The following is a 25644-nucleotide window of genomic DNA, read 5'->3' as shown; positions in this document are numbered from 1 at the left end:
TGAGGTCGACGGAGCGCTCTGGACCTATGGCGTGATTGAAGCCAACCGCTGCGCCCACGAGGACATCCCCGTAGACAAGCGCGCCGCAGTGGTCATCGCAGTCGATCCGTCGGGGGCGGCGGGACGCGATGATCTTGGCGCAGATGAAATCGGCATCATAGTCGCCGCGAAAGGCTGCGACGGCGATGCCTACATTCTTGACGATCGCTCGTGTCGCGAAGCGCCCGTGGTTTGGGGCCGGCGCGCCGTGATCGCCTTTCATGAATATCGAGCCGACTGCATTGTCGCGGAAAGCAATTTCGGCGGCGAGATGGTGCGCGCGACGATACAGGCCGCCGATTGCAATGTTCCGGTGCGTCTCGTGACTGCAAGCAGAGGCAAGGCCGTGAGGGCCGAGCCGATTTCGGTGCGTTACGCGCAAGGGCAAGTTCATCACGTCGGCCGCTTCGACAAGCTCGAGGATCAGCTCTGCGCCTTTTCCGGCGCCGGCTACAGCGGCAGTCCCGATCATGCGGACGCTGCAATATGGGCGTTGACGCATCTCTTTGGCGGCGAGGATGGCACAGGCATCATCGAATTCTACCGGCGGGAATCGGAAGGCCGCAGCCGAACTTAATTCGACGATATTCTTCCAGCGCAACACAGTAATCTCCACGAGACAAAGGAGCCAGCATGGTTTATCGCAACGCGGGGAGAAGAAGCTGGAGGTCTCGCGATGCGCTGGCTCGCGCCGCGATCCTTGATTGGCTTAAAGAGCCAAATGTTAATGTCACGCTTGTCGAGGTCGCTTATGGCGCCCGCGACTACGTATTGTCAGACCTTGCGCATCACCCTCGCGTTACGCATGTGCCCGTCCGCGCGGCGACAACGGCGTGGTCCAAAGAAAATTGCCTGAATATCGGCGTCGCGCATTTGCCGCAATGCGCAAAATATGTCGGTACATTCGACGCCGACATTCACTTTCGGAAGGCTGGCTGGGCCGGCGAGACGGTTCATGCCCTACAGCTCTATCCGGTCATCCAACCCTGGAAGACGGCGCTCGACCTCGGCCCGAATGATGAGCTGATTCAGACCCACACGAGCTTCGCCAGCATTTCCATGGGGGCGGTCCCGTCGCGCCGCGGGGACCCTCGTTCTGGAAATTCGACGGCGGCCCGTATGACTATCCGCACAGTGGATTCGCGTGGGCCTGGACGCGCGACATGCTCGACCGAATCGGGGGTCTCCTAGGCTCAGGACTCATTGATTGAGATAGAAGAGGACGGCGGCTGCGATGCAGATGGCGGAGAAGAAGGTGTGGGCGCATCGATCATAGCGGGTTGCGATGCGCCGCCAGTCCTTGAGCTTGGCGAACATGTTCTCGATTTTGTGACGCTGGCGGTAGAGCGTCTTGTCATAGGCAATGGGAAGCTTGCGGCTTCTGGTTGGCGGGATGCAGGGCTCGACGCCCCTGGCCTTCAGCGCGGCGCGGAACCAGTTGCTGTCGTAGCCCCTGTCGGCGATCAACATTGAAGCGGGCGGTAAAGCCTTGAGCATCAGCCGCGCGCCCTTGTGGTCGCTCATCTGGCCCTCCGAGAGCAACATGACGAGGGGCTTGCCGGCGCCGTCGCAAACGACGTGGAGCTTCGAGTTCAGTCCGCCTTTCGTGCGCCCGATACGGCGGGGAAGAGCCCCTTTTTGAGCAGGCTCGCCGCTGTGCGATGCGCCTTCAGATGCGTGGCGTCGATCATGATGCGCTCGGGCTTTGGACCTTCGCCAGCGAGCGCGGCGAATATGCGGTCGAAGACGCCGAGCCGGCTCCAGCGGATGAAGCGATTGTAAAGCGTCTTGTGCGGCCCGTAATCCTTGGGCGCATCTTTCCATTGCAGGCCGTTGCGGATCACATAGACGATTCCGCTGACCACCCGACGGTCGTCAACCCGCGGAACGCCATGCGACAGAGGAAAATGCGGCGCAAGCCGCGCCATCTGCCGCTCGCCCAACAAAAACAAATCACTCATCCCAGCCTCCCCATGCGGAGACCAGGAATCACATCTCAGGCAAATTTAATAGGTCCTGAGCCTAGAGATCGGGGGCATGGGTTCCGGCGATCACCACATGGCGCTGGGCCTCGCCGGCCAAGCCGATAAATCAATGCCGGACGGAACCAGCAGCGCCTATCGCGACGCGGTGAAACTCTGGGAGCAGCGCGCCGTGACGCATGTGAATGGCAAGATCGGTTATGTTCCGGGCGTCATCGAGCATCGATTCCATGGCCGCAAGTCTGACCGCGGCTACGTGTCCCGTTGGGACATGTTCGTCGAACATCAGTTTAATCCAAACACAGACCTCAAACGAAATTCTTACGGCGTCTTGGAGTTCGCCGGCAACAAGCCGGATTTGGAGCGGGGGTTCGATCGCTACATGCGCAGCCGCAACGAGGATATCAATTCGCTCTGATATTTCGCCAAAGATCGCCGTTGGTTTCGCCCGCCTCGCGCGGGCTTTTTATTGGCTGGAGAACGCTCATGGCAAAAGGCAACTTCCCAACGTGTCTCGCCTTCACGCTGAAGCAGGAAGGCGGGTTCAGCGACGATCCCGCTGATCCCGGCGGCCACACGATGCGCGGCATCATTCAAAAGACCTACGACGCATGGCGTGCGAGGCACGCTTTGCCGCCCAGCGATGTGGCGCAAATCACGAGCGCTGAGGCGGAAGCGATATACCGGAGCGCTTATTGGGACGCCATCAAAGCAGATGATCTCGCGCCTGGGGTCGATTTGTGCTCGTTTGACTATGCCGTCAACAGCGGCCCTCAAAAAGCGCTTGCAGAGCTGGCTAAAGCGACGCTCGGCAATCCGCCAACGGAACAGATCATCAATACGATCTCTTCCGATCGCCTCTCATTTCTGCATGCGCTCGGCGCATGGTCGCGCTTTGGTGCGGGCTGGGGCAAACGCGTAGCCGCATGCGAGGCGCTTGCGTTGGTTTTGGCCAACGCCTCTCTTGTTCCGGCTGCCGCCAAAGCAAAAGAGAAGCAGGACGAATGCCATGCCAAGATCGCGGGAACAGCCGCTGTCGGCGCGCTCGCGGTTTATCAATCTTCGGTTAGCCTATGGGGTGTTGGCGTCCTCGCTGCATTTGCGATCGCAGTCGTGGCCCTCTACGCTTTCGTGGCCTGGCGTCAAGGTCAGCGCCGCGATGCGCTCGATGCGGGGCTCGCGGATATGGCGGCCAAGAAACGCGCCCTTGATGCATCAAGGCTCGCCGAAACCACCCTAAAGGCCGCCGTCGAAGCGAACATCGCCAAACAACGGCAGCAGATCAAGACAGCCGAGCAGGCAGAGGCGGCGCTGACTGATTCAGCGCCGGTATCCGCGTCCCCGGTGAAATCCTCTTCCGCCGCGCCTGAAGACCACTGACTCAAAATTTGCGCAGCAAGCTTGCGGTGGTCGGCTGCGCGATGCCCCTCGACCATCATCACCGCTAATAGAGGTTTGCATGTCTAATTTTTTGGCATCCTGGAAAACCACTCTGGCCGGCCTTGCGCCGCTGGCGGTCATAGTTGTCGATAATGCCGACGCCGCCCTGCATGGTGACGCGGTCAATTGGACCAATGTCCTTTTGTCTCTCGCCGTCAGCGCGATCGGCGTTTTGTCGAAAGACTTCAACGTCAGCGGCAGCGCCGCGACGGCGTCGAAGTGAGCTTCCTCAGCAATTTCTTCGGAGCGCTCTTCCCGAGCGCTCCGTCTGCGCCCGCGGCGGTTCCGGCGCCATCGCCAGAAGTCGCGGCAATTTCCAACGTTCTCGCCTTCTTGAGGCCTATCGGCGCAGACTTCGAGGCCCTGCATACCGCCTGGATAGAGAATAATCTTCAAGCCGAACTCGCCGCCGGTCTCCCAATTGTCGAAGCGTTGCTCAAAATCGTTACTATGGTCTATCCCCCGGCGGCTGTGGCCGAAAATGGAATTGCGATCTTTGGCGCCGTATTGCCTGTCGTCATTCCGGCGCTGATCGAATTTGGCGAAGGTCTTGTCCCAGACGGGAGAGGCGGACTTGTGACGCCGCAATGGATCGCCGCCCATCAACTCGATCCTGAGGGCGATTTCGAAACCTGAGCGAAGGTAAGATGCGGATGATCGCCTATAGATTGCTGTGCTCGGCGATGACGTCCCAGGCGCTGGCGGCGAGCGCGGCATTTTTGACGCAATCCGCCGGGATGCGTCGCCAAATGAATGCGCCATTAGCGAGATTAAATGCTCGGATGGCGCGCTGGCTTACGATTCAATGGATGCATAACGCATTTAAAGCTTTTCTGCGGCCGCCGCTTGCATGGAGGGAGCGTGATTGTTGGAGCCCAATGAGAACGATCTCTTTGGAGCCGTGGTGTCAGGCAACGTCGGACAACTGCTTGGCGTTGGAAGCCTTGGCGCTATCCTCGGCTCACTCGCGATTATCATCGCGGCCTTGATCAGAAGACAATCGTCGATGGCCGCATTGATCGACGCTCGCATTCGAACGTTGATCGAAGTGTATGAAAGACGCATCAATGATTTACAGCGCGAAATCGAGAAGCTTGAGAGCAAAGTCGACATTCTTAGCGAGGCGCTCGAGAAGGCTCGCAACCAACCGCCGGGAGGCGCAACTTACGGCCCGGCAGGCAAAAGCCCGCATACTCAAGATTAGTGAGCCGCCGCCGCCAAAAGCAAGTCAAGGTCACGTCCGCCCCTGTCCCGCTTTTGTGGGGCAGGGGCTTTTTTTTGTTTTTCGCGTCCGGGAAAGATCGCATCGACCCTCTCGAGCAGAGCCAATTCGCATTCGTGCGAAAGGCATTGCGCGACTGACCCGCGGTGATCGGCTCGCGCAGCGGCGCCGTAAAATGAGCGCGTGGTCGCATCGACCGCATTGGGTTATTGTTTTCGGCAAGGCAACTATCACTTAAGTTAGCGGGAGCGTTGCTTTGGTTTGACGACAATGCCTGGGCTCGAGGATGGATATGGCCACAGTCTATGACTTTACTGCGAAGACCTTGGAAGGAAGGGATAGGACGCTTGCGGATTTTGCAGGACAAGTGTTGCTCATTGTCAATACGGCCAGCAAATGCGGATTTACCCCGCAATATGAAGGGCTTGAGGCCCTATTTCTCGAATATGGCGCGCGCGGCTTCGCCGTCCTAGGATTTCCGTGCAATCAATTTGGCGCTCAAGAGCCGGGCGATGCGAACGCAATCGCACAATTTTGCTCGCGAACTTACGATGTGACGTTTCCCATGTTCGATAAGATCGACGTTAACGGCCCTGAGACACACCCGCTCTTCCGGTTTCTCAAAAGCAATGCGAAAGGAGTGCTCGGCAGCGAAGCGATCAAATGGAATTTCACAAAGTTCCTCGTTAATCGGAAAGGCGAAGTCGCCGCCCGTTTTGCGCCGATTACCCCGCCGGGCAGCCTCGCGCGCGAGATCGGCAAATTGCTATAAACAGTTATTGATTGCTTGAGCTATGCGTTAAAAGCTCGCCAAAAGGGCGCTCGCGGGCGCGATCCGTCGCCTCGATCGCCGCCGCCGCAATGAAGCTGGGGCGCGTCCAAGACATTGCCAGCCCGCGCCGAGACAGCTAACAGGAGCCGACGTTGACGCTTTGGATGTGTGAGGAGACGATATGCCGTTGAGGCTGGATGCGCGGAGCCCGGATTTCGCCACTTCATTCAGAGCGCTCCTGTCCATGAAAAGAGAGGCGGCGGCAGACGTCGATCAGGCGGCGCAAGCAATCATCGCGGAGGTCCGCGCGACAGGCGACGCCGCCCTTATCGGTTATTCGAGAAAATTTGATAGAGTTGATCTGGAAAAGCTCGGTTTGCGCGTTGAGCCGGCGGAAATTGACGCAGCGCTCGGCCTCTGCCAGCCGGAGGCCCTTGCAGCGCTCAAATTGGCGCATCAACGAATCGTGACGTTTCACGAAAGACAACGCCCGCGCGATGAGCGCTTTGTCGATGCGCTTGGGGTTGAACTTGGCTGGCGGTGGAGTTCCGTCGAATCGGTCGGCCTCTACGTTCCCGGCGGTACGGCGAGCTATCCGTCCTCGGTGCTCATGAACGCGACGCCAGCCAAAGTCGCGGGGGTCGATCGCGTTGTCATGGTGGTGCCGGTGCCCGACGGCAAAATCAATCCGCTGGTTTTTGCTGCGGCGAAAATAGCGGGCGTCGATGAAATCTATCGCGTCGGCGGCGCTCAGGCGATCGCGGCGCTGGCTTATGGAACGCAAACAATCGCTCCGGTCGTCAAAATCGTCGGCCCGGGCAACGCCTATGTCGCTGCCGCCAAGCGGCGGGTTTTTGGGGCCGTTGGAATCGATATGATCGCGGGACCTTCTGAAGTTCTGATTATAGCAGACAAAGACGCAAACCCCGACTGGCTCGCCGCTGATCTTCTTGCGCAGGCGGAACACGATGTCGCGGCGCAGTCGATTCTCATTACCGACGACGAAGGGGTCGCCGACGCCGTCGAGGCGGCCGTCGAGCGGCAATTATCGAGACTTCCGCGCAAGGAGATCGCTGAAGCGAGCTGGCGAGACTTCGGGGCGATCATTCTTGTGCCGGAGCTTCTAGACAGCATAGAGCTGGCTAACCGACTGGCACCTGAGCACCTCGAGATCGTTACGGCAAATGCCGACGCTTTGAGTCAGGGCATTCGAAATGCGGGCGCTATTTTTATTGGCGCTTACACGCCTGAGGCCATCGGCGATTATGTCGGCGGATCAAATCACGTCTTGCCGACGGCGCGATCCGCGCGATTTTCATCCGGTCTCAATGTGCTCGACTTCATGAAAAAAACATCGATTCTAAAGTGCACCGTCGAAAGTCTGGCGACGCTCGGACCTGCCGCGGTGACGCTGGGGCAGGCTGAAGGATTGGACGCGCATGCGCGCTCCGTGGCGTTTCGGCTCGATAATCGTTCGTCATGAGCGAACCAGATCCAGACCCTCGCAACCGTCTTGTGTCGGTGACCCTGGACGAGGCGTCGATCGGCCGCAGCACGGCTGACAAAGAGCATGAACGCCAGATCGCGATCTATGATCTGCTCGAGGAAAACTGCTTTGGTTTGCCGGGGCATGACTCCGGTCCTTATGCATTAAAGATTGCCCTGCAGGATGCCAAGCTCGTCTTGGAAATCGCGGATGAAAACAACACGCCGCTGATCGCGCATATTCTGTCGTTGACGCCGTTGCGAGGCCTCCTCAAAGACTATTTCTTTATTTGCGAGAGCTATTACGCCGCGATCAGAACGGCCATGCCCGGCCAGATCGAGGCCATCGACATGGGGCGCCGGGCCCTCCACAACGAAGGAGCGCAAATTCTCGTCGAGCGGCTGCAAGGCAAGATCGATTGCGACATCGATACGGCGCGGCGCATTTTTACGCTTGTCGCCGCATTGCATTGGAAGGGCTAGGATCCATGCCTTTGCTAGGGGACGCCGAGGCGCCGCCGAGATGAAGGCCGGGGTTAAGGACCGCCCGCAATCCGTACTCTTTGCCTGTACGCACAATTCGGTGCGCTCCCCGATAGCGGAGGCTCTGGGAAAGCATTTTTTCGGAACTGACGTTTATTTCGCGTCGGCTGGAGTTAAACGCGGCGAGAGCGACGCTTTCGCCATCGCGTCGATGGACGAGCTAGGCATCGACATGACCAGGCATCGCGCGCACACCTTCGAGGATTTAGAAGACGCTTCTTTCGATCTCATCATCACCTTGTCCCCGGAAGCCCATCATAAGGCGCTGGAATTTACCCGCACGCTAGCGGTCGATGTCGTGTATTGGCCAACCCTCGATCCGACGGCGGTGGAGGGTTCGCGCGAGCGCGTTCTTGAAGCCTATCGAAATGTCCGTGATGGATTGTTGCAGCGGATAGAGAAACTGCTGGACTACCGGCCGATGGGGAATTTGTGAGGCCTGGACCAGGGCGAGACTCCCTCCCTCGTCCGAAAGGCGACGACAAAAAATCCGGCTCGGAGCGTTCGCCGCTTTGGGGTCGCCATTTCTTCAACGCGCTCGCGCTCTCGCGCCTTCGCCGTTAAGATCAGGCATGAGCGAATCGCTGGCCTCCCAAAACCGCATTTTTCTTGGCGTCGAGCGCTCTGTCCTCGGACGCCCGTGGCGGGATCGGCTTGATGAGGGCGGTCAGGCGCGCGCGCTGGCGATTGCGCAATTGCATGGCCATGGCGATCTTCTGTCGCGCGTTCTCGCCGGGCGAGGGATAAGCCCCGAGACGTCGGAAGGCCACCTCAATCCGACCCTGCGGCGGCTCCTCCCCGACCCCAATGCAATGAAGGATATGGACGCCGCAGCGGCAAGGATTGCGGACGCAGTCCAACGCGGCGATACGATCGCGATTTTCGGTGATTATGACGTCGATGGCGCGGCCTCCGCCGCGCTGCTCGCCGATTATTTCGCTGCTTGCGGCGCTCCATGCCTCATTCATATTCCGGATCGGATTTTTGAAGGCTATGGGCCTAATGTCGAAGCGATCCGAAACCTCGCCGCGGCGGGCGCCAAACTTCTGATTACGGTCGATTGCGGCACGATGAGTCACGCGCCGCTCGCCGAAGCGCGACGGCTTGGCCTCGACCCAATCGTGCTCGACCATCATCAGGCGCCGGAAATTCTCCCCGAAGCCATTGTCGTCAATCCGAACCGCCAGGATGATCTTTCGGGTCTTGGCCAACTTTGCGCCGCCGGCGTTGTATTCATGACCCTCGTCGCGCTCAATCGCGTTCTGAGGCAACGCGACTTTTTCTCGAGCTTGCGGCCGCCGCCCGATTTTCTTGCAGGGCTCGATCTGGTGGCGCTGGCGACGATCGCCGATGTCGCCCCCCTGACCGGGTTGAATCGCGCTTTCGTCACCAAAGGGCTTGCGGTTATGCGCGGGCGCGGGCGGCCGGGACTGACGGCGCTGTTTGACATCGCCAAGGCGGATGGGCCCCCAAAACCCTATCATCTCGGTTTTTTGATTGGTCCCCGCATCAATGCGGGCGGTCGCATTGGCGACGCTGCGCTCGGCGCCCGGCTGCTCAGCCTCAAAGACCCTCTCGAGGCGCGCCGTATAGCCGAAGAACTCGACCGTCTCAATCGCGATCGTCAAACGTTGGAGAGCGGGACGCTCGAGGAGGCGGAGGCGCAAGCCTTGGCGAGCCTTGGCTTCGATGAGGTTGGCGCCGTCGTCACGGTGGCGGCGGAGGGCTGGCACCCCGGCGTAGTCGGGCTTGTCGCCTCGCGGCTAAAGGATAAATTTCACCGCCCCGCCTTTGCGATTGCTTTTTCCGATGTGGGAGGGATCGGGACGGGATCGGGGCGTTCGATCCCTGGCGTAGACATTGGACGCGTCGTGCGAGCGGCGGTGGAAGCGGGCATTCTCATCAAAGGCGGGGGCCATGCGATGGCGGCCGGCATTACGATTCTACCCAAGAGAGTCGATGATTTCCGCGCCTTTCTTGAAGCAAGGCTTGCCGAGGCGGTCGCCGGAAGCCGCGCGGGGCAATCCTTGTTGATCGACGCAGCGCTCACCGCAGCGGGCGCGAATCCAGCCTTAATGGCGGCGTTGGAGCGGGCGGGTCCCTATGGCGCGGGTAACGCCGAACCCGTTTTCGTTCTGCCGGCGCACCGCCTGGTCGATGTTTCGGAAGTTGGCAATGGCCATGTGCGGCTGCGCGGGCACGCGGGTGATGGCGCAAAAATCGATGGAATAGCTTTTCGGGCAGCGGCCCAGCCTTTGGGGAAAGCGCTCCAAGCCAGCCGGGGAGCTATGGTTCATCTTGCCGGAACCTTGGCTTTGGACAATTGGGGCGGCAAAGAACGCGTGCAATTGCGTCTGCTCGACCTCGCCCGCCCCGTGGGCCAGCGTCCGATATGAAAACTGATTGGGGAACTTGCCAGTGCGGCGATCGCCCTTTATACGTCCGACGGCTGGGGCGGCGATATTTGAAAAAAAACGAGTTTCCAGCACTTGCGCCCATCGTCTAGCGGTCTAGGACGTCGCCCTTTCACGGCGAAAACAGGGGTTCGATTCCCCTTGGGCGCGCCAACGAAAACAGGGGGTTAGCCCCGAATTTCGCTCCCCTTGGCAAATCGTTGTTGTAATCGTTGCGGGGGTTAAGCGTGGAAAAACCACCGTTTAAAACAAACGCCGGCGATCCGGTGCCGGGCGAAGCACTGAAGCGAGCAAGCCGTGGCCTCTTCTGCCCTTCCGACCTTGAAGCTGCAATCAAGCGCCTCGCCACGGAGTTTGACCTTCAGCCGGAGCGGGTTTGGTTAGCCGTCAAACGCAAGACCGAGGCGGGGAAATTACTCGTGGCGCTGCTGGGCGCGACGGAGTTGCTCGCAGCCAAGAGGCCCCGCAATCCAGGGCGGGAAGACGCGATCATCAACGCGGTAGACAGCTTTCTGGTCAGTTATGGTGAAGACGATCCTGGCGAACTTCCGCCGGGGGTGTGGGAGGCCGCGGCAGTAAAACTCAGCAAGCAAAACCCGCCGATTTTGGGTAACGGCAGAACCCCTAAACCTATGACCCCAGAGTCGGTGCGAAGAGCATACAAAAAGGCGCGGGCTGTGGCCGGTCCGCGACAAGCCATACGTTTTTTCGAACCCATAGAAGATTAGAAAGGGCTGAGGCCCCGGCGTTTCCGAGTCGAGCAAAAAGTACGCCCTATTTTCCAGCTCTTTTTGCTCGTCCATCGCATTTAGACTCTCGCTCAGTACCAATCAAACGGTCTAGCGAGAAACAAACATGACTCACGCCTTTGCACATTATAAAGCCGCGCCGGCTCCGCAGCCCGGCGTCTTGGCAGTTGAAGAAACAGCATTTTACCTCCGCATCTCGAAAGCGGGCGTTTGGCGGTTGCTACGAGACGGGAAGCTCCCGCGTACTCGCATCGGCGGCCGCACCTTAATCCGAAAAGTTGATGTGGACGCGTTCCTGGCAAAATGCGCGGGCGCATCATCGTGACCGCCTTTGCCGGCTCGGGAGCCGCGGCGCTCGCTGATCGGCGCGTGCAATGAGCCGCCGCAACGATCTCCTCCGCAGCATTTCGCTGCACGCCGCCGAGCTTGCCGGCGACTTTCGCCTTCGAGACAAAATATTTCGCCGCGAAGCGCTTTCGCCGGAAGACATCTCGAAATTCGAGACAGCCTTTGCGAAGGCATCCGACCTGCTCGTAACGGCAATCGAGCGTAGCCGCGTCATCTCCAAAGGAGGCGTTCATGCGTCCGAATAGCCTCTGCGACAATTCTGCGCCGCGATGCGAGCCGTTGCCGGAAGTGCAAAGCCTCGCGGTAAAGACGGGCGTTTCGGAAGCGCCAATGCTAAGTGCCACTGCGCGGGCGATTGCATCAATGTCGGTCGGCCATATCCATGGCGCCTTTGTTGTCTGCACAAAACCAGATGGGTCGTACGTGCGTTCGACAGACTTGCCCGGGGGCGGATCCCGTCGTCTGCGGGGCAAAATGCCGCCGCTGCCCAGCGCAAGGCGTGTGCGGCGCGTGGCCGAAGCCGCGGCGAGGAAGCTGAAATGAGCGTCTCGGCGCTGACTTTTGCCGACACGACGGCGGCGCCATGAGCAGGCCGCGTCGATATTCAGAGCCTTGGCGCAAATTGGTTCTGCCGCTGGCCGTGCAGCGCATCGAAGAGGCGCCGGAGCCAATCGACGCGTTACTAACTGAGCCGGCCTTAACGGAATGGGCGACCGTAAATCTAGAGAAGATAGGCGTTCCCCTTACAGGGGACTCGCAGGCCGACGGATTTCTCCTGGCTTCCATGAAGTTTGCGCTTCTCGGAAGCGTCGATTTCCTAAGCAGCCGAAAGACGCGCCGCCGCGGCCGGCCGCGTGCGCCGTTCTTCGAGCGCTCTGTCCTAGCAGCCCTGTTCCATGCTGAAGGTGGGATGGGCGGCGCGGGCGTCAGCGAACGTGAAGCAGCTCTGCGCGTGTTCGATCGGCTCGGCGGTGTCGTGTCCGTGGATAAAATCCGCAAGACGAAGCGTTGGCTTCTCGAGACGCATGTAGGGCTGCTGCGCAGCACCTATCTTGCGGAGAGGGCGCAGTGCGTCATGACCGCTCTGTGCGAGGCGCCGCTCGAGGAGCGGGAACTCGGGCAGCCGTCAAATCGAAAGACGATGAAATGAACACACACGGTATACCCCGAAACGATGATGGCAGCAAGAATTTCGGTGATTATCTCGCCGAGCGAATGGGCGCCGCGCCGGCCTCTGTCGAGCCGGTCCCATCGCGCAGGGACCCATCCTCGCATGTCCGCCTAACAGAGCCTCAGGCGACAGCGCTGAGTGCATTCTTCATCGCTAAGCGCAAGCTCATGGATGGCGACGACAACGGCGCAAAAAACATGGTTATCGCCGAAACCATCGGTCTTTCCAAATCCTGCGTTCAAGCCGCGCTCAAGGGCTGGCCAGTCACGTTAGAAGCCCGCAACGCGCTGGTCGCATTGTCCTCAGGCACTCTGGATGGGAATAAGCCCGAGCCCGGGCCCGAACGGGCCGCGGCTTTAGATGGCGTACAGGCGGTAAGCGACGATCCAGAGACTGCCTCGCCGAGCAGCCGGGCACCGGTGGCGAAACACCCAATGCCGGCGTCAGCAGCGCACAGATACGCGATGCCTGACAAGGTCACAGTCACGATCGGCACACACGTGGGTGTGACAACGTCTTGGCACGTCGCCAAAGAGGTTACCCTGTTCGAGCTTTATGAGCTCCTGTCGGAACACCAGCGCGGCGAAAAGAAAGGAAGCTGCATTGCTCTTGGCGCGTTTGGCATGACCGAAGTCGAAGACAAAAAAACACGCTCCAAAACGCTCGAACATCGGTTGTTTGCCGAGGCTATGGAGACCCTCAGCTGCCTGAGCTACGATCTCGATGAAGGCGAATTGACGTTCGAAGAAATCGTCGAGAGCCTAGAGAAGAACGGTTTGGGCGGCGTCGTCTGCACGACCTACAACCACATGCTAGAGAAGAAAGGCAAGACCTGCGCTAGGTTCCGTGTTGTGATCCCGCTAGCGAAGCCCTGGTCGAGAGCCGACCATCGAGGGCTAGCTACAGCAACAGTCGCGTGGAAGCGCGCGTATCGCGCCACAGCTGCAATGCTCGGCTTCAATTATGATAAAGCCTGCGAAAACCTCAACCGTTTCTTCTATCTGCCGCGCCGCCCTGAAGCCGGCCCGCAGCCTCTCTCGCGCGTGATAGAGGGCGAGCCCTGTGATCCATGGGCCTCAGACCCGCTGCCTGTCTACGCCGACATTGACGCCAGTGACGCCGCGCACGCCGACCCCACCGATGCCAGAGATGCTGACACGGCCGATATGGACCTGCTCGACGAAATCATGGCGATGCTCCCAAACGACGGGCAGTTTCCAGACTACGAAGACTTTCGCAATATCGTCTTCGCGGTAAAGGGTGCCTACGCCGAAGACCCGGCTCGCGGCTTAGATGCCGTCGAGAAATGGGCCGATCGCTGGCCAGGAGCTCAAAAGCCTGGTTTCGTTGAACATGTGTGGGATAGCGTGCAAAAACCTATCCTCGGCGCCAGCTACGTTTTAAAAATGGTGAAAAAGCACTGCGGCGAGGCAGGCGCGAGTATGAACGCGCGCCATCACTTCGGACCGACTGATAAAGACGTTTTTATCGAAAAGCTTTCGGAGCAGATCGGCAGCGGCATCGAAAGGGCCAGCATCCGCGAGGTGTTCAAAGATTTCGACGTTACAGCGAAAATTTCAGAGGCCGCAAAGGTTGATTGTTCGAAGTCCGAGGCTGTGCTCGACGAGACCGAGAGAGCCGTTGCAGAACTCAATGAAAGGCACGCCGTCGTCCGTAATGGGGGAAAAACCATGCTCCTTACCGAGGACCGCGACGCCGACGGGCGTGTCGTCGCCTCGGATTTCGGGGACGAACTGAGCTTTCATCGTTGGTACGCCAATAGAAAGCTGCTCATCGGCGGCCGTCATATCTCCGTTTCGAAACATTGGATGGAACACCCTTCGCGTCGCGGATATGTAAAAGTCGATTTCAATCCGAGGGGAGCGCCAGACACGGTGTACAATCTTTGGCATGGGTTTGCCGTCGAACCCGACCCGCATGCGAGTTGCGAGCTCCTACTCTGGCATTTGGAGAACATTGTTTGTCGGGGCGACAGCGAGCTGTTCAAATGGCTAATTGGGTGGTTTGCCCATTTGATCCAAAGGCCGTGGGAGAAGCCTGGCACCGCAGTCGTCCTTCAGGGCGGAAAGGGCGATGGCAAGTCGATCGTGGGTGAGACCATCGGCGCACTGTTCCCCGCTTACCACGTGAAGCTCGCAAGGCCGGATCATCTGACTGGACGATTTAACGCGCACTTGAAACAAGCGCTACTTGTCCAGGCGGAGGAAGCCTTTTGGGCCGGGGACAAGAGAGCCGACGGCGTGATCAAAGACCTGATTACAGCGCCCACTATTAGGATTGAGCAAAAAGGCATCGACACCTATGAGGTCCCGAGTTGCACGCGGGTGCTCATGACCTCGAATAGCAATTGGATTGTGCCCGCGACGCCCGGAGAACGCCGCTACGCCGTTTTCGAACTAAGCGGTGCGAAGAGGCAAGATACCGCATATTTCTCGGCGCTCGCTGCCGAACGAGATAGGAAAGGCGGTTTGGGCGCGCTCATGCACCACTTGATGCAAGTCGATCTTAGGGCCGTCGACGTGCGCGAAGCGCCTAAGACCGAAGCAGGGCGCGACCAGATAATGGAGGGCCTCGAAAGCCACGAAGCCTTTTGGCGCCAGTGTCTGGATGCCGGTCGGATCGACCACTTCAATGATTGGCAGCCGGAAATTGCAAAACCAGACTTGATCGACGCCTACCGTCAATACGCCCGAAAAGAACACGTCCAATATCCGGCGAAAGATAACGCCTTTTGGAAAGCTATAAAGAGAATGGCGCCCGGCTTGCTCGAGGTACGGGAGAGCCAGGGCGTCCGGCGACGGATGCTTCGATTGGGTTCGTTGGACGACCGTCGGACCGAGTTCGATAAATTTATCGGCCAGAAAGTGGATTGGCACGACAATCCGTCTTGAAGGTCGGACTACCCGGACGGACCTCGGACGGAATATCTATAACGAAATCAACGTTGTCCAAGGTGTCCAATCTGTCCGATCAAAATAAGAGAATACTGAATAATAGGTTTTCTAATGCGATTTTAGAACGATACCGGAAAAAACACGCAGACACACACGTAAATAGGAAATGACCAAAAATGCCTGTCCACCCTGGACGCCCGGACAGGCCAGTTTTTGGCACTTGCAGCAAACCCGAATGCAGAGAGCGATGGCTCGCTGACGATCAGCAAATAAGTCCGGGTTTTCTTTTCTCTAGAATAGCAGCGGGGCGCGCACGTGGCATTTTCAGGTAGGACGGATCAGCTTCTCGCACACAGCCGCTCGCCGGCCTGGCGAAAGCGCTGCTCAGAGCTCATGAAGAAAATCAATGCCGAGCGGGTAGCCTCCGGCGCGCGTTGCGGCGCCCGCCGCAGGAGCGACGGCGAGCCTTGCCAACAGATCGTTTTATTTCCCAACGGCCGGTGCCGCCTCCATGGTGGAAAGACGCCTAAAGGGAAAGACTGGCACAAGGTCCAATATCCGGGGCCAGGGACGCCGATAGAAGCTGCGATGCGCAAAGAGCGCGTTGTTGCAAAGCGCCAGAAGAAACGGGCCTTAGCCCGCGCGGAAAAACTTGCTGCGATGACGCCGGAGCAACGCGCGCGATACGATCATCAATTCGCAAAGCGCGTCATGACGCCCGGACCAGCGGCGCCGCGCATTCGGACTCGCAAAGCGCGAGAGCAAGCCAAATGGGTCCAGGAATTGATAGCGCCGCCGGCGGAGCCACAGAAGACGAAAAACCCTATCCGTGCGCCCAAAGCGGAGCTCCTTGCTTCAGCGGAGTCCGCTAACCCTTCTAAACCCGTCCCGATTTCCACCGCCAAACTGAGAGAGTTATTCCCATGACAAAGAGACCATCCCACACTTCGCCGGCTGAGGCCTTATCCGATCTCCGCCAGCTCATTCGCCGCGAAGGCGCCGAAGAGGCCTTCGCCGCCTTGCGCTCCGTCTGCAATGATCCAAAAGCCCCGGCGCCGGCGCGCGCGACTGCCGCGACATCAATTTTCAGGGCGGCGGGACTGTTCGACAAGACCGACGCCGCGGCCGATGACAAGCCTTTGTCGGAATTAACTGCGGAGGAACTAAACCGGATTGTCCGTCGCCATCAAAGGGCGCCGACAACCTCCAGCGCTCCGCGGGCCGAGCGCGGCGCGCCGGACGAGGATGAGGTCGACGCGTTTGAGTGAGGGAGCTACCGATGGGCGCGCGCGCTAATTGGGAGCGAGGCGGCGCGAACAGCATTGGGGATCGCCTCCCTCGCCGCCGCGGATATGAGGTTTGAGGCGCGAAGACTTATACCGCCGCGCTAGTGGTGAAAACCTGGCGCTTGGTATCCTGGCGCAGCCGAGCTGGAAGCGTAATCAGTGTGGGAAATCGAACGGACTCTACCAGGCGATCGGCTCTGCTGATATAACTTGGGAATGTTGAAGCTCTCCTGCCTTTGCGGCCAGGTCCGCATCGAAATCCCAAAGCGACCGGACTTCATCAACGAGTGCAACTGCACTCTTTGTAGAAAGTCGGGCGCCCGCTGGGCCTATTTCCATCCCTCGGAAGTCAGCGTCGTGGGAACGACGAAGGGATATAGCCGGGAAGACAAGGAAGACCCGGCTGCAGAAATCCATTTCTGTGCAGATTGTGGTTCAACGACACATTTCACTTTAACCGCAAGCGCCATATCGAAGTTCGGGAACAGCCAGATGGGCGTCAATGTGCGCCTTGCGGATGAGAAGGCCCTCGCCGGAACAGAATTGCGCTATCCTGACGGACGGGCTTGGTCGGGCAAGGGCGCCTTCGGCTATGTGCAGGAGGCTCGGATCCTTGGCTGATGTGCGGGTTCGGAATGACCGCTTTGTACCGAGTGCCGGTCGGTCTTGAACGGCCGCGAATTGAGCGCGAGCGAACATCTCGCCCTTGGATACAATGTCAGATTTTGGCCACTAGACCGATCCGCGATGGTAGCCAAGCATTTGGCGGATTATCGCTTACTTCATGGCGCCGGTGAACCCAAGCCCCGATCGGCCCTGGCGCGTCCAACCCCAATCCGCTCGCAATCTTCGATGTCAACCGCGCCGGCGTCACGCTGCCGGTAAGTGTCATATTAGGGCATGCCCTCTCGCGACGTGACAAAAACACGGAAAAACGTCGCATTAGGATTGACTATGAGCATATGCGACGATATGTGATGGTTACACCATCCTAATGCGACGAGAGACGCCATGAGCCAGACCATCCTTTACGCCCGTGTGAGCACAAGCGATCAGACCGTTTGCTTGCAACGCCAGCAAGCCGAGCAAGCTGGCTTCAAGATCGACCGAACGATCGAAGACGAGGGCGTCTCGGGCGTGAACACGCTCTTTGCAGACCGTCCGGGAGGGCGCCGCGTCCTCGATGTATTGCGCCCCGGAGACGTGCTGATTGTGCGTTGGATTGACCGGCTCGGGAGGAACTATGCGGACGTGACTAAAACGATCCGCGAGCTCTTGGCGCGGGGTGTTATCGTCAAAACCGTGATCAACAGCATGACTTTCGACGGGGTGATTACGGACCCAATGCAGAAAGCCGTGCGCGATGCGCTGATCGGTTTCATGGCCGCGATGGGCGAAGCCCAGGCAGAAGCGACGAGGGAAGCCCAGCGCGCGGGAATTGCGCACGCAAAGGCCAATGATCCTTCGAAGTATCGGGGACGGCCAGCGACGACCGACGCCGATCGGGCGAAGCAGATGAAGGCCGAGGGCATGGGGGCCAGCGCTATCGCAAAAGCTCTCGGGATTTCGAGGCAACACGTCTACCGGCTGATGTGAGCGGCACACAGTCCGCCGCGAGGAAGCGCGAAGCCCTCGCAACTCAACCGCCTGTCAGCGAGGCAATAAGCATCACGGCGCGCCCGAACGGCGCGTTCAGGTCGCCGAAGGCTTGAACTGGAGCGAAAGGAGCAACGGCAACAAATAAATTTAGGAGAAAATAATGTAGGTCAACTGTAGGCGGAGTGTAGGTCTCACAGGTAGGCGCTAAAATCACTTCATTATGCACATCAATAGCATAAAATCTTCTAGAGTGAACAACGTAGGCCAACCTACAACCAAAATGTAGGTTGGTGGTAGGTTTCGTTTGACCGTAAATTGCCATTTTAAAAACAACTAGGCTTGACATTCTAATATTTCGCTTAAAGTATTGAGATCTACCAGCACGAGGATAGCTAAAAATGAGCAGAGCTGAGTATCAACTGCGTGACTATTGGGCATTGATGACTGAAATTAAGAGCGTCAAATACGCCGCCAAATCCTATGAACGGTTCTGCGTGCGGAATGAGCTGCAGTCTCTATTCGAGGGCCCACCCTGGATGCTCGCCGCCCCGAGGCTTGCTAAATTGTGTCGTGACGCCTTTGACGCTACTTTTGTTCAAGAGTTTGGCGTCGACGGGGCGGCGGCCGGGCGTGCCGAGCATGAGCGCCTAGACGCCGAGCTCCTTACTGCAATGGAGGACGAGGGCCGAGAGGACCGCGCATGTAAAGCATGGCGAAGGCAGTTTGCGCTGATGGACAAACGCCGCGCTCGCGCCGCCTGAGGGCGGCAATGGTGCGTGGGAGCGCCGTCGCCCGTAGGCGCGTCCAACCTCCGCCGGCGATCGAGTCGCTTGCCACGCGGCGGCCGCGAGGGCCAGGCCACCCTCCGCCCACGGTCCGACAAGGCCGGCGAATTCCGCTGGGCGCGCGGGAAGAAAATTTCGCCGAGCTGGAAACTGCCCCTTCATTCAAGCCTGAGCGCACGCTCGGGCTTTTTATTTGCCTCGGGCCTTGCGCTTGACTTTTCGCCTATCCAAACGTACGCTCAGTACGCGAGCGACCACAGGAAAGAGGCGCAAATGGACAGTTCAATGCACACCCCCTTCATGCGCGCTCTGACGCGGGCGCTTAATCTCAACGAGGGGCAGCGGCTCACGAAGGCGAAGCTCGAAGCAGTCCAAGGCTGCGCGACGCCGATTGAGGCATTCGCTGAAGCGGTCGACGCGATCATCGAGCATTCAGCGGGGCCGCGCATCCCTCAGGACGCCTCCGACCGAAAAGTGGGCGAGCACACCGATTACGAAGAAATCATCGAACTGCTCGGCAGGATACGGCCAGTTGTCGCGGCGGAACTTGACGAGAGCTACGAGCCAGCGCTCGAGTCCGGCTTCGCCAATCTCAAAGCGCTTGTTCTTTGCTGGACGCACTTCATCGGAGGTCCCGCCGCTCCCGCTTATCACGAATATAGCGCGTACGACCTGGCGGCCAACGAGCGCATTTGTCGGATGGCGGAGGCGACGTATCCGCATAGTTTGGCGCTCGTGAAAGTGCTCCGCGCCCAACTGGAAGTCATCATTAATGCGCGGCTGGCGGTCCGCCTAAATTCGAAACTCAAACTCGCTGCCGCGCAGGCTGAGCTCGACCGCCGGCAGTGGAACGACCGATACCCGGATATGAAGCTCCTTTGGGCGCAGCGACAAACCCCTCCGAAGCTATCGCCGTTCATGCAAAGTCTCATGGACGCGCTTGGCCTTAACGATTGTAAGGCGGCCATAAAATGAAACTTGAAATTGATCTGCCTCAAGCCGTCTACGACGTCGCGCTAAAAATGCGTGCGCGGGACTTCGAAGAGCTCGAAGCCGTATCGCACATGAACACGCGAGAATGGTCTGCCCCCTGAAAAGTGATCCTCCGTGAAGTATGGGCTTATGAGCCTGATGGAGGACTGCGCAATGCCGAGGAAAAGACACAAGGCGGAAGAGATCGTCGCGAAGCTACGGCAAGTCGAAGTGCTTAGCGCGCAAGGGCGACCGGTCGCGGAGGCGATCCGCTCGATAGGGGTGACGGAAGTTACATACTATCGATGGCGGTCGGAATACGGCGGCCTGAAGGGCGATCAGGTGAAGCGGCTGAAGGAGCTGGAGGCGGAGAATACGCGGCTCCGTCGAGCGGTGTCCGATTTGACGCTTGAGAAGCTGATCCTGAAAGAGGCTGCCTCGGGAAACTTCTGAGCTCCGCGCGTCGTCGCGCCTGCGTGGAGCATGTGATCGCCGAACATGGCGTTTCCGAGCGGTTCGCTTGCCGGGTTCTCGGTCAGCATCGCTCCACGCAGCGCAAGGTTCCGACCAAGCCCGATGACGAAGCGGCATTGATCGCCGACATCACGGCGCTCGCCATCCAGTACGGCCGCTATGGCTACCGCCGCATCACGGCGATGTTGTGGGAGCGAGGCTGGAAGGTCAACGTCAAACGGGTCGAGCGGATCTGGCGACGCGAGGGGCTGAAAGTTCCGGCCAGACAACCCAAGCGCGGGCGTCTCTGGCTCAATGACGGCTCGTGCGTCCGGCTGCGCCCGCAATGCCCCAACCACGTCTGGTCCTATGACTTCGTCGAGGACCGCACTCATGATGGCAGGAAATATCGCATGCTGAATATCATCGACGAATTTACCCGCGAATGCATCGCGATCAGGATTAACCGGCAGCTGAAGGCAGCGGACGTCATCGACGTTCTCTCGGACCTCTTCATCTTGCGAGGGGTTCCGGTCCACATTCGTTCCGACAACGGCCCGGAGTTCATCGCCAAGGCGTTGCGTGACTGGATTGCCGCCGTCGGCGCGAAGACCGCCTACATCATGCCGGGCAGTCCCTGGGAGAACGGCTATTGCGAGAGCTTCAACTCGAAGCTGCGCGACGAGCTTTTGAATGGTGAAATCTTCTACACTCTCAAGGAGGCGAAGGTCGTCATTGAGCGATGGCGACGCCACTACAACACCGTGCGCCCGCACTCATCGCTGGGCTACAAGCCGCCAGCCCCGGAGACCCTGCAATGGCCGGCTTCGCAATCCGGACCAGCTTCGCCCGCCACGCCAGCAATAGCGCCAGGGCCGACAATGCACTAACATTCAAACTGGATCACCCCATGGGGGCAGGCCATAAGGGGCCAGCGTCGAAACGCATCATCACGGCCTATGGCTTCTGGATCTTCCTTCTCTCCGACTTCATCCTGTTCTCTGGCTTCTACGCAGCATACGCCGTGCTTTCGCATGCCACAGCGGGCGGTCCGACGCCGGAAAAGCTCTTCGACACGAGATTCGTCGGGTTTGAAACCGCCTTTCTCCTGCTCTCGAGTTTCGCCTGCGGCATGGCCACGCTTGCGAGCAAAGTGAGCAACATAGTCTGGACCCAGGTTGGCTATTTAGTCACCGGGCTTCTGGGACTGGGTTTCCTCGGGCTTGAAGTCAACGAGTTCGCGAGAATGCTGGCGGAAGGCGCGGGTCCTGATCGCAGCGGCTTTCTTTCGGCATTTTTCGCTCTGGTCGGTCTCCATGGACTGCACGTGACGATTGGCCTGCTGTGGCTAGGAACGATGATGGCGCAGTTTTGGGCCAAAGGATTCCGCGCCGATATCATGCGGCGGGGCCTCTGCTTCGGGCTGTTTTGGCACGCGCTCGACATCATATGGGTCGGCATCTTCACCAACGTCTATCTTTTGGGGACGGTCACATGAGTGAACATGGTCACGCGCAGGACTGGGACGTCGATGCGGCCCCGGGCGATCCCGGCGAGCATACCATCGCGGAGGGCGTGCGAAATTATCTTATCGGGCTTCTGCTCGCTGCCGGACTCACAATAGGCTCGTTCTGGGTCGCGAGCGGCACAAGCCTCCTCTATGCGCCGGGCGTCCAGATGGCGCTTGCGGCGCTGGCAATCGCGCAGATGGGCGTGCATCTCGCCTTCTTCCTGCACATCACCACTGGGCCGGACAACGCCAATAATGCGCTAGCGCTCGCCTTCGGCGTACTGATCGTCGGAATAGTCATCGCGGGCTCGTCGTGGATCATGTACCACCTTAATGTGAATATGATGATTCCGAGCGACATGATGGATATGCACTCGCAGCCGTGATGGCGTGTCTTGACTCAGTCTCCTTGCGGCTGCAGCCATGTTGGCGCGCGTGAAGCCCGTCCTCACAAAATTAGCCCGGGGTTCAACGGCGGCTTTTGGCCGATTCCGGCCCGATGGAGCGTCGAAAGTTGAAGCTCGCAACCTCGCGGAATGCCGCCAGATTGTTCGCAGTCGCCGCGCTCGCGGCCCTCAGCACCGAGGCAAGGGCGATGCTGGTCTATTCCTATTATTCGAGCCAGATCATCGTAACGACAGACGAGCGCCGCAGCGGTCCGGTCGATCTTGCGCCGGAAGTCGGACCTTCGATCGCGGCTTGCTGGCGAGCGCCGCAACACGGTGATCAAGTCACCGTCCAGTTGAGTTTTAGACGCGACGGTTCGATCTTCGGCAAGCCGAGGGTCAACTATGTGAAGCCAACGAACAATTCGAGCGCTGAGGCGATCGCCGAGTCCATCTTTAAGGCGCTCGATGCCTGCCTGCCGCTCCAATTCACGCCGCGCTTGGCGGCCAACATCGCGGGACAGGTCTTCGTCATCCGCTTCGTCGCGCCGTAATCGTAAGGAGCGAGCGACAACCGTTTGCGCCCTAACGCGCGAGCGTCGGATGACCTTGCGCGCGGGGACGTCAATCTTCGCCCCTGACTACTTTCTCTGCCCGCTGTACTCTTTCGGCGATGAAGCTCTCTCTGAGATGCATTGACCCGTTGCAGCTCAGGGGCGGATTTGTCCGGCAAGTTCTTCCAACTGAGTTAGACAAGCGCCCCATCCCTGGAAGAATCCCATTTCTTCGTGCTTTGCCCGATCCTGCTCGCTCTTATGGCGCACGAGCGCGCGATAGAGCGCGCCATTAGTCGCCGGCTCCATCGTGATTTCCGCGGTCATGAAGGCTTCGGCGTTCGGCCGGAACAACGGACCGAGGCCATCAGTCCAGATCAAGCGGCGTTGCGGCTCCACGACAAGGATGCACCCGGGCTTTTCCGGAAATGCGTTCCCCTCCGGCGAACGCATCACAATGTTGAACTCGCCGCCCGTTACAAGATTGATTACGGCCTTGGCCACGCCATACGGCTTGGGCGCGAACCATTGTTTCAGCAACTCAGGTTCTGTCCATGCGCGCCAGAGTTGGGCCGGACTGGCCCTTACAGTGCGCTCAAGGAGGAGATCGAGATCGTCGCTTTTGTTCATCTGTATTTTCCTTTGCGGCAAGCGTTTCGACGAAGGAATCCAGTTGATTGAGGCGCGTTTCCCAAACGCGACGCTTCCTCTCAATCCAGCCTTGCGCCGCTGTGAGCGCATTAGGGCGCAGCTGGCACATGCGAACGCGACCAACCTTGCGGGACGTGACCATCTTGCTCGCTTCAAGCACGCGGATATGCTTCATGAAGCTGGGCAGGGCCATGCGATGACGCCGCGCAAGCTCGCCGACGCTGGCTGGGCCGTTAGCAAGCTGCGCTATGACCGCACGGCGGGTGCCATCCGACAGGGAGTGAAAGACGCTATCAAGGTTAGCCATTTAGCTAACTGACTGCATATCTCATCCTTTGTCAAGTTAGTAAGCCATTCGGCTAAGTGATCTCGAGATTGCTAGACCAAGCTTGATATATTATTGTATATGCAACATTAGTTTTATCGTGATGAAGAATAAGGGACCGGTTGGGCGTGAGAACGTAATCGCCGAGATAAGCGGCGCCTGCATGCTTATGCGAACGCGCCTGATCTCGAGAGTCCTCACAGCCATTTACGACGAAGAGCTTCGGCCGTTTGGAATCGCTTCGCCTCAGTTCGCATCGCTCGTGATCATCTCGGAAATAGAACCTGCAACCCGTGCGGACATTGGGCGCTATCACCGCCGGGATCGATCGACCCTGACCCGAAACCTCAAGATCATTCTTTCCGAAGGCTGGGTAGAGGAGATTCAGGATAAAAAAAATGGCCGACGAAGGCCAATTGTCTTGACGCAGGCGGGCAAGGATTTGCTCCTCAAAGCGGCGCCGGCATGACGGGTCGCGCAAGCGCAAGCCAAGGCGTTGCTCGGCAAGGACGGCGTGGTCGCCGTAACGGAGATCGCGAACCGGATCATGAATCCGAAGCCGACAGCATAAGCATTTATCCGCAATGTTGCCTATGGAGTTTAGAGCTAGGAGAGCGCGACATGACGCAAGTTTCAGCAAAATCGAGAAGCGATAACGTCCCGGACGGTCAATCATCCTTCGTCGAGCATTATGTCCCGCGAGAGCAGGGAAGAGTTTACGCGCGTGACTACAAAGGCGCTGGCCCTGCCTTCGTGCTCATGCACGGCTTCCCCGACAATCTGCACATATGGGACGATCTGGTTCCCTATTTGCTCGTCAGCGGACGGCGCGTGGTGACGTTCGATTTCCTCGGCTTCGGCGACTCGGATAAGCCCGCGGGCGCGACCTATGGTTTCGACCAGCAACTGGGTGACCTTGAAGCGGTGGTCGACAGTCTGGACCTGGCGAAGATCGTCCCGGTCGCTCACGATTCTTCGGGGATGGCGACGCTCAACTACGCGCTCGCCCATCCCGACCGCGTCGCTTCCGTGGTCATGCTCAACTCGGCCTATCGCGAGGACTCAACGGTGCTGTGGCCCGAGATGATCACGCTCTTTGCGACTCGGAGCATGCAGGCGTTGGCGATAGCGATCGCTCAGAGCTCTGAACAGTTTGGCTGGCTGCTGCAATGGCAGCAGAGGAAATTCCTGGATCCTTTACCCGAAGCGCAAAAACCCCATTTCAGTGGTTTCATCGGTCCGCTGATTAGTAAAAATTTCATCGCTCAGCCCAGCGCTGGTCCGGCCTTCGTGCAGCTGGCGGCGCAATTCTTCGATGAACACGCCCGGAACGCCAAGCATCTGACGGTGCTCAAGACCTTGGATATCCCGGTCAAGTTGATCTGGGGACAATTCGATCCCTACATCACGGTGGCCGTGGCTGAGCGGCGCCGGTCTCAGCTGAAAAATGCAGCCCTCACCGTCATACCAGCAGGCCATTGGCTACAAGCGGATGAGCCCGCGCAAGTGGCCAAGGCGATGCTGTCATGAGCTCCCGCATTCAGCTCGCTTTTAGCGCGGCCCTCTGCTCGCAGTTTTCGGACCGCGCACAGTGTTTGACTCGCCGCCGACCGCGACGACCTGAAGCCCGGGATCCATCAAAATAATTCTTGACGATGGAGAAGGGCGTCGGCACAAAGTCATGCAAAGCAAGCGGCAAATCGTCGCTTTCGTAGGTCACGCAGAATGGACATGGCTAAAAAGTCGCCGATGTCAGGCGACAGATTCACGCGCAACGGGTGGAGCGGGCGGGAGGCCGCCGTCCGAGACTGGATAGCGGCTCCGGGGCCGGCGTTGCTGGATGTGTTCACCGATCGGATGCAGCTCGTCATGCCGCCGAAGATCGGACTTGATCAGGCCTTTGGAACTGCGCTTTACTCAGCCAAGGCTGTGCTCGCTGGTCGCATCGACGATGTCTGGGAACTTGTAACCGACAATCTGACCTGACTAAGCGGCTGGCGCGATTCGGCGCGCCGGCTGCGCGCGAGGCTTGCCGGAGGAGGG

Annotated in this window: 33 protein-coding genes, 1 tRNA gene and 1 pseudogene; 30 read left to right on the top strand and 5 right to left on the bottom strand. The window is 59.0% G+C overall.

The features are described 5' to 3' along the window. Window positions 1-31: 31 nt before the first annotated feature. Both WDN46_20665 and WDN46_20660 read left to right on the top strand, forming a co-directional pair. Window positions 32-616 carry a hypothetical protein gene (locus WDN46_20665; protein MEJ0095727.1) on the top strand — a complete coding sequence of 195 codons (585 nt, stop codon included), beginning with the start codon at window positions 32-34 and terminating at the stop codon, window positions 614-616. Window positions 617-672: 56 nt separating this feature from the next. Continuing rightward, on the top strand, window positions 673-1230 hold the full coding sequence (locus tag WDN46_20660) for a hypothetical protein (GenBank protein MEJ0095726.1): 558 nt from the start codon (window positions 673-675) through the stop codon (window positions 1228-1230). Between the two features lie 9 nt (window positions 1231-1239). Here WDN46_20660 and WDN46_20655 read toward each other — a convergent pair whose 3' ends face one another. Both WDN46_20655 and WDN46_20650 read right to left on the bottom strand, forming a co-directional pair. After that, window positions 1240-1863 carry an IS5 family transposase gene (locus WDN46_20655; protein MEJ0095725.1) on the bottom strand — a complete coding sequence of 208 codons (624 nt, stop codon included), beginning with the start codon at window positions 1861-1863 and terminating at the stop codon, window positions 1240-1242. Continuing rightward, a pseudogene (locus tag WDN46_20650) lies at window positions 1830-1967 on the bottom strand (transposase). Before WDN46_20650 ends, WDN46_20655 begins: the two are co-directional and overlap by 34 nt. A gap of 109 nt (window positions 1968-2076) precedes the next feature. Between WDN46_20650 and WDN46_20645 the strand changes: the two are divergent. The 18 genes from WDN46_20645 to WDN46_20560 all read left to right on the top strand — a co-directional run bounded on the left by WDN46_20645 (window position 2077) and on the right by WDN46_20560 (window position 17962). Then, window positions 2077-2439, top strand: coding sequence for a hypothetical protein (locus WDN46_20645; protein ID MEJ0095724.1), 363 nt, complete (start codon window positions 2077-2079; stop codon window positions 2437-2439). Window positions 2440-2507: 68 nt separating this feature from the next. Then, window positions 2508-3401 carry a glycosyl hydrolase 108 family protein gene (locus WDN46_20640; GenBank protein ID MEJ0095723.1) on the top strand — a complete coding sequence of 298 codons (894 nt, stop codon included), beginning with the start codon at window positions 2508-2510 and terminating at the stop codon, window positions 3399-3401. Between the two features lie 79 nt (window positions 3402-3480). Then, window positions 3481-3684 (top strand): hypothetical protein, encoded by a 204-nt coding sequence (locus WDN46_20635; GenBank protein MEJ0095722.1) that lies wholly within the window; start codon window positions 3481-3483, stop codon window positions 3682-3684. Then, on the top strand, window positions 3681-4097 hold the full coding sequence (locus tag WDN46_20630) for a hypothetical protein (GenBank protein MEJ0095721.1): 417 nt from the start codon (window positions 3681-3683) through the stop codon (window positions 4095-4097). The genes WDN46_20635 and WDN46_20630 overlap by 4 nt, the downstream gene beginning before the upstream one ends. A gap of 232 nt (window positions 4098-4329) precedes the next feature. Continuing rightward, window positions 4330-4665 (top strand): hypothetical protein, encoded by a 336-nt coding sequence (locus WDN46_20625; protein MEJ0095720.1) that lies wholly within the window; start codon window positions 4330-4332, stop codon window positions 4663-4665. Window positions 4666-4975: 310 nt separating this feature from the next. Further along, window positions 4976-5455 carry a glutathione peroxidase gene (locus WDN46_20620; GenBank protein MEJ0095719.1) on the top strand — a complete coding sequence of 160 codons (480 nt, stop codon included), beginning with the start codon at window positions 4976-4978 and terminating at the stop codon, window positions 5453-5455. Between the two features lie 181 nt (window positions 5456-5636). Beyond that, window positions 5637-6938 (top strand): histidinol dehydrogenase, encoded by a 1302-nt coding sequence (hisD, locus tag WDN46_20615; protein ID MEJ0095718.1) that lies wholly within the window; start codon window positions 5637-5639, stop codon window positions 6936-6938. Continuing rightward, window positions 6935-7423 (top strand): UPF0262 family protein, encoded by a 489-nt coding sequence (locus tag WDN46_20610; GenBank protein ID MEJ0095717.1) that lies wholly within the window; start codon window positions 6935-6937, stop codon window positions 7421-7423. The genes hisD and WDN46_20610 overlap by 4 nt, the downstream gene beginning before the upstream one ends. A 40-nt stretch (window positions 7424-7463) precedes the next feature. Beyond that, the gene (locus WDN46_20605; GenBank protein MEJ0095716.1) at window positions 7464-7919 is read left to right on the top strand and encodes an arsenate reductase ArsC; all 456 of its coding nucleotides are present in this window, start codon (window positions 7464-7466) and stop codon (window positions 7917-7919) included. 136 nt (window positions 7920-8055) lie between these two features. Then, entirely contained in the window at window positions 8056-9879 is a 1824-nt protein-coding gene (gene recJ / locus WDN46_20600; protein ID MEJ0095715.1) for a single-stranded-DNA-specific exonuclease RecJ, read from the top strand. 95 nt (window positions 9880-9974) lie between these two features. Continuing rightward, window positions 9975-10050 (top strand) — tRNA-Glu (locus tag WDN46_20595). A 74-nt stretch (window positions 10051-10124) separates the two neighbouring features. Continuing rightward, window positions 10125-10625 carry a hypothetical protein gene (locus WDN46_20590; protein ID MEJ0095714.1) on the top strand — a complete coding sequence of 167 codons (501 nt, stop codon included), beginning with the start codon at window positions 10125-10127 and terminating at the stop codon, window positions 10623-10625. A 395-nt stretch (window positions 10626-11020) separates the two neighbouring features. Beyond that, window positions 11021-11239, top strand: coding sequence for a hypothetical protein (locus WDN46_20585; GenBank protein ID MEJ0095713.1), 219 nt, complete (start codon window positions 11021-11023; stop codon window positions 11237-11239). A gap of 338 nt (window positions 11240-11577) precedes the next feature. Beyond that, window positions 11578-12144 (top strand): hypothetical protein, encoded by a 567-nt coding sequence (locus WDN46_20580; GenBank protein ID MEJ0095712.1) that lies wholly within the window; start codon window positions 11578-11580, stop codon window positions 12142-12144. A 65-nt stretch (window positions 12145-12209) separates the two neighbouring features. Next, window positions 12210-15077: a primase-helicase family protein gene (locus WDN46_20575; GenBank protein MEJ0095711.1), complete on the top strand. Its 2868-nt coding sequence runs from the start codon at window positions 12210-12212 to the stop codon at window positions 15075-15077. 926 nt (window positions 15078-16003) lie between these two features. Beyond that, the gene (locus WDN46_20570) at window positions 16004-16348 is read left to right on the top strand and encodes a hypothetical protein (GenBank protein ID MEJ0095710.1); all 345 of its coding nucleotides are present in this window, start codon (window positions 16004-16006) and stop codon (window positions 16346-16348) included. 234 nt (window positions 16349-16582) lie between these two features. Beyond that, entirely contained in the window at window positions 16583-16987 is a 405-nt protein-coding gene (locus WDN46_20565) for an aldehyde-activating protein (protein MEJ0095709.1), read from the top strand. Between the two features lie 390 nt (window positions 16988-17377). Next, window positions 17378-17962: a recombinase family protein gene (locus WDN46_20560; protein ID MEJ0095708.1), complete on the top strand. Its 585-nt coding sequence runs from the start codon at window positions 17378-17380 to the stop codon at window positions 17960-17962. 43 nt (window positions 17963-18005) lie between these two features. On the opposite strand, the gene WDN46_20555 is transcribed toward WDN46_20560, so the two are convergent. Beyond that, on the bottom strand, window positions 18006-18311 hold the full coding sequence (locus WDN46_20555) for a hypothetical protein (protein ID MEJ0095707.1): 306 nt from the start codon (window positions 18309-18311) through the stop codon (window positions 18006-18008). Between the two features lie 52 nt (window positions 18312-18363). Here WDN46_20555 and WDN46_20550 point away from each other — a divergent pair, with 52 nt between their 5' ends. The 7 genes from WDN46_20550 (at window position 18364) to WDN46_20520 (ending at window position 22625) form a co-directional block, all read left to right on the top strand. Continuing rightward, window positions 18364-18726 carry a hypothetical protein gene (locus WDN46_20550; GenBank protein ID MEJ0095706.1) on the top strand — a complete coding sequence of 121 codons (363 nt, stop codon included), beginning with the start codon at window positions 18364-18366 and terminating at the stop codon, window positions 18724-18726. A 297-nt stretch (window positions 18727-19023) separates the two neighbouring features. Continuing rightward, on the top strand, window positions 19024-19725 hold the full coding sequence (locus tag WDN46_20545) for a hypothetical protein (protein ID MEJ0095705.1): 702 nt from the start codon (window positions 19024-19026) through the stop codon (window positions 19723-19725). Further along, window positions 19722-19844 (top strand): hypothetical protein, encoded by a 123-nt coding sequence (locus tag WDN46_20540; protein ID MEJ0095704.1) that lies wholly within the window; start codon window positions 19722-19724, stop codon window positions 19842-19844. The genes WDN46_20545 and WDN46_20540 overlap by 4 nt, the downstream gene beginning before the upstream one ends. A gap of 52 nt (window positions 19845-19896) precedes the next feature. After that, a protein-coding gene (locus tag WDN46_20535) for an IS3 family transposase (protein ID MEJ0095703.1) occupies window positions 19897-21065 on the top strand; the annotation gives its coding sequence in 2 pieces (ribosomal slippage) (window positions 19897-20161 and window positions 20161-21065; 1170 coding nt in all). Between the two features lie 20 nt (window positions 21066-21085). Next, the gene (locus WDN46_20530; GenBank protein MEJ0095702.1) at window positions 21086-21673 is read left to right on the top strand and encodes a cytochrome c oxidase subunit 3; all 588 of its coding nucleotides are present in this window, start codon (window positions 21086-21088) and stop codon (window positions 21671-21673) included. After that, window positions 21670-22071 (top strand): cytochrome o ubiquinol oxidase subunit IV, encoded by a 402-nt coding sequence (gene cyoD / locus WDN46_20525; GenBank protein MEJ0095701.1) that lies wholly within the window; start codon window positions 21670-21672, stop codon window positions 22069-22071. The genes WDN46_20530 and cyoD overlap by 4 nt, the downstream gene beginning before the upstream one ends. A gap of 128 nt (window positions 22072-22199) precedes the next feature. Continuing rightward, window positions 22200-22625: a hypothetical protein gene (locus WDN46_20520; protein ID MEJ0095700.1), complete on the top strand. Its 426-nt coding sequence runs from the start codon at window positions 22200-22202 to the stop codon at window positions 22623-22625. Window positions 22626-22781: 156 nt separating this feature from the next. On the opposite strand, the gene WDN46_20515 is transcribed toward WDN46_20520, so the two are convergent. After that, window positions 22782-23255: an SRPBCC family protein gene (locus WDN46_20515; protein MEJ0095699.1), complete on the bottom strand. Its 474-nt coding sequence runs from the start codon at window positions 23253-23255 to the stop codon at window positions 22782-22784. Beyond that, window positions 23221-23583 carry a metalloregulator ArsR/SmtB family transcription factor gene (locus WDN46_20510; protein ID MEJ0095698.1) on the bottom strand — a complete coding sequence of 121 codons (363 nt, stop codon included), beginning with the start codon at window positions 23581-23583 and terminating at the stop codon, window positions 23221-23223. Before WDN46_20510 ends, WDN46_20515 begins: the two co-directional genes overlap by 35 nt. Before the next feature lie 121 nt (window positions 23584-23704). Here WDN46_20510 and WDN46_20505 point away from each other — a divergent pair, with 121 nt between their 5' ends. The 3 genes from WDN46_20505 (at window position 23705) to WDN46_20495 (ending at window position 25587) form a co-directional block, all read left to right on the top strand. Next, entirely contained in the window at window positions 23705-24070 is a 366-nt protein-coding gene (locus WDN46_20505; protein MEJ0095697.1) for a MarR family transcriptional regulator, read from the top strand. Then, a complete protein-coding gene (locus WDN46_20500; GenBank protein MEJ0095696.1) occupies window positions 24067-25131 on the top strand; it encodes an alpha/beta hydrolase in 1065 nt (354 codons plus the stop codon). The genes WDN46_20505 and WDN46_20500 overlap by 4 nt, the downstream gene beginning before the upstream one ends. 201 nt (window positions 25132-25332) lie before the next feature. Then, window positions 25333-25587 (top strand): hypothetical protein, encoded by a 255-nt coding sequence (locus tag WDN46_20495; GenBank protein MEJ0095695.1) that lies wholly within the window; start codon window positions 25333-25335, stop codon window positions 25585-25587. Window positions 25588-25644 lie beyond the last annotated feature (57 nt).

This window comes from Methylocella sp. (assembly GCA_037200525.1).
Lineage (GTDB): Bacteria > Pseudomonadota > Alphaproteobacteria > Rhizobiales > Beijerinckiaceae > Methylocapsa.
This window is presented reverse-complemented; position numbering and strand designations above follow the sequence as displayed.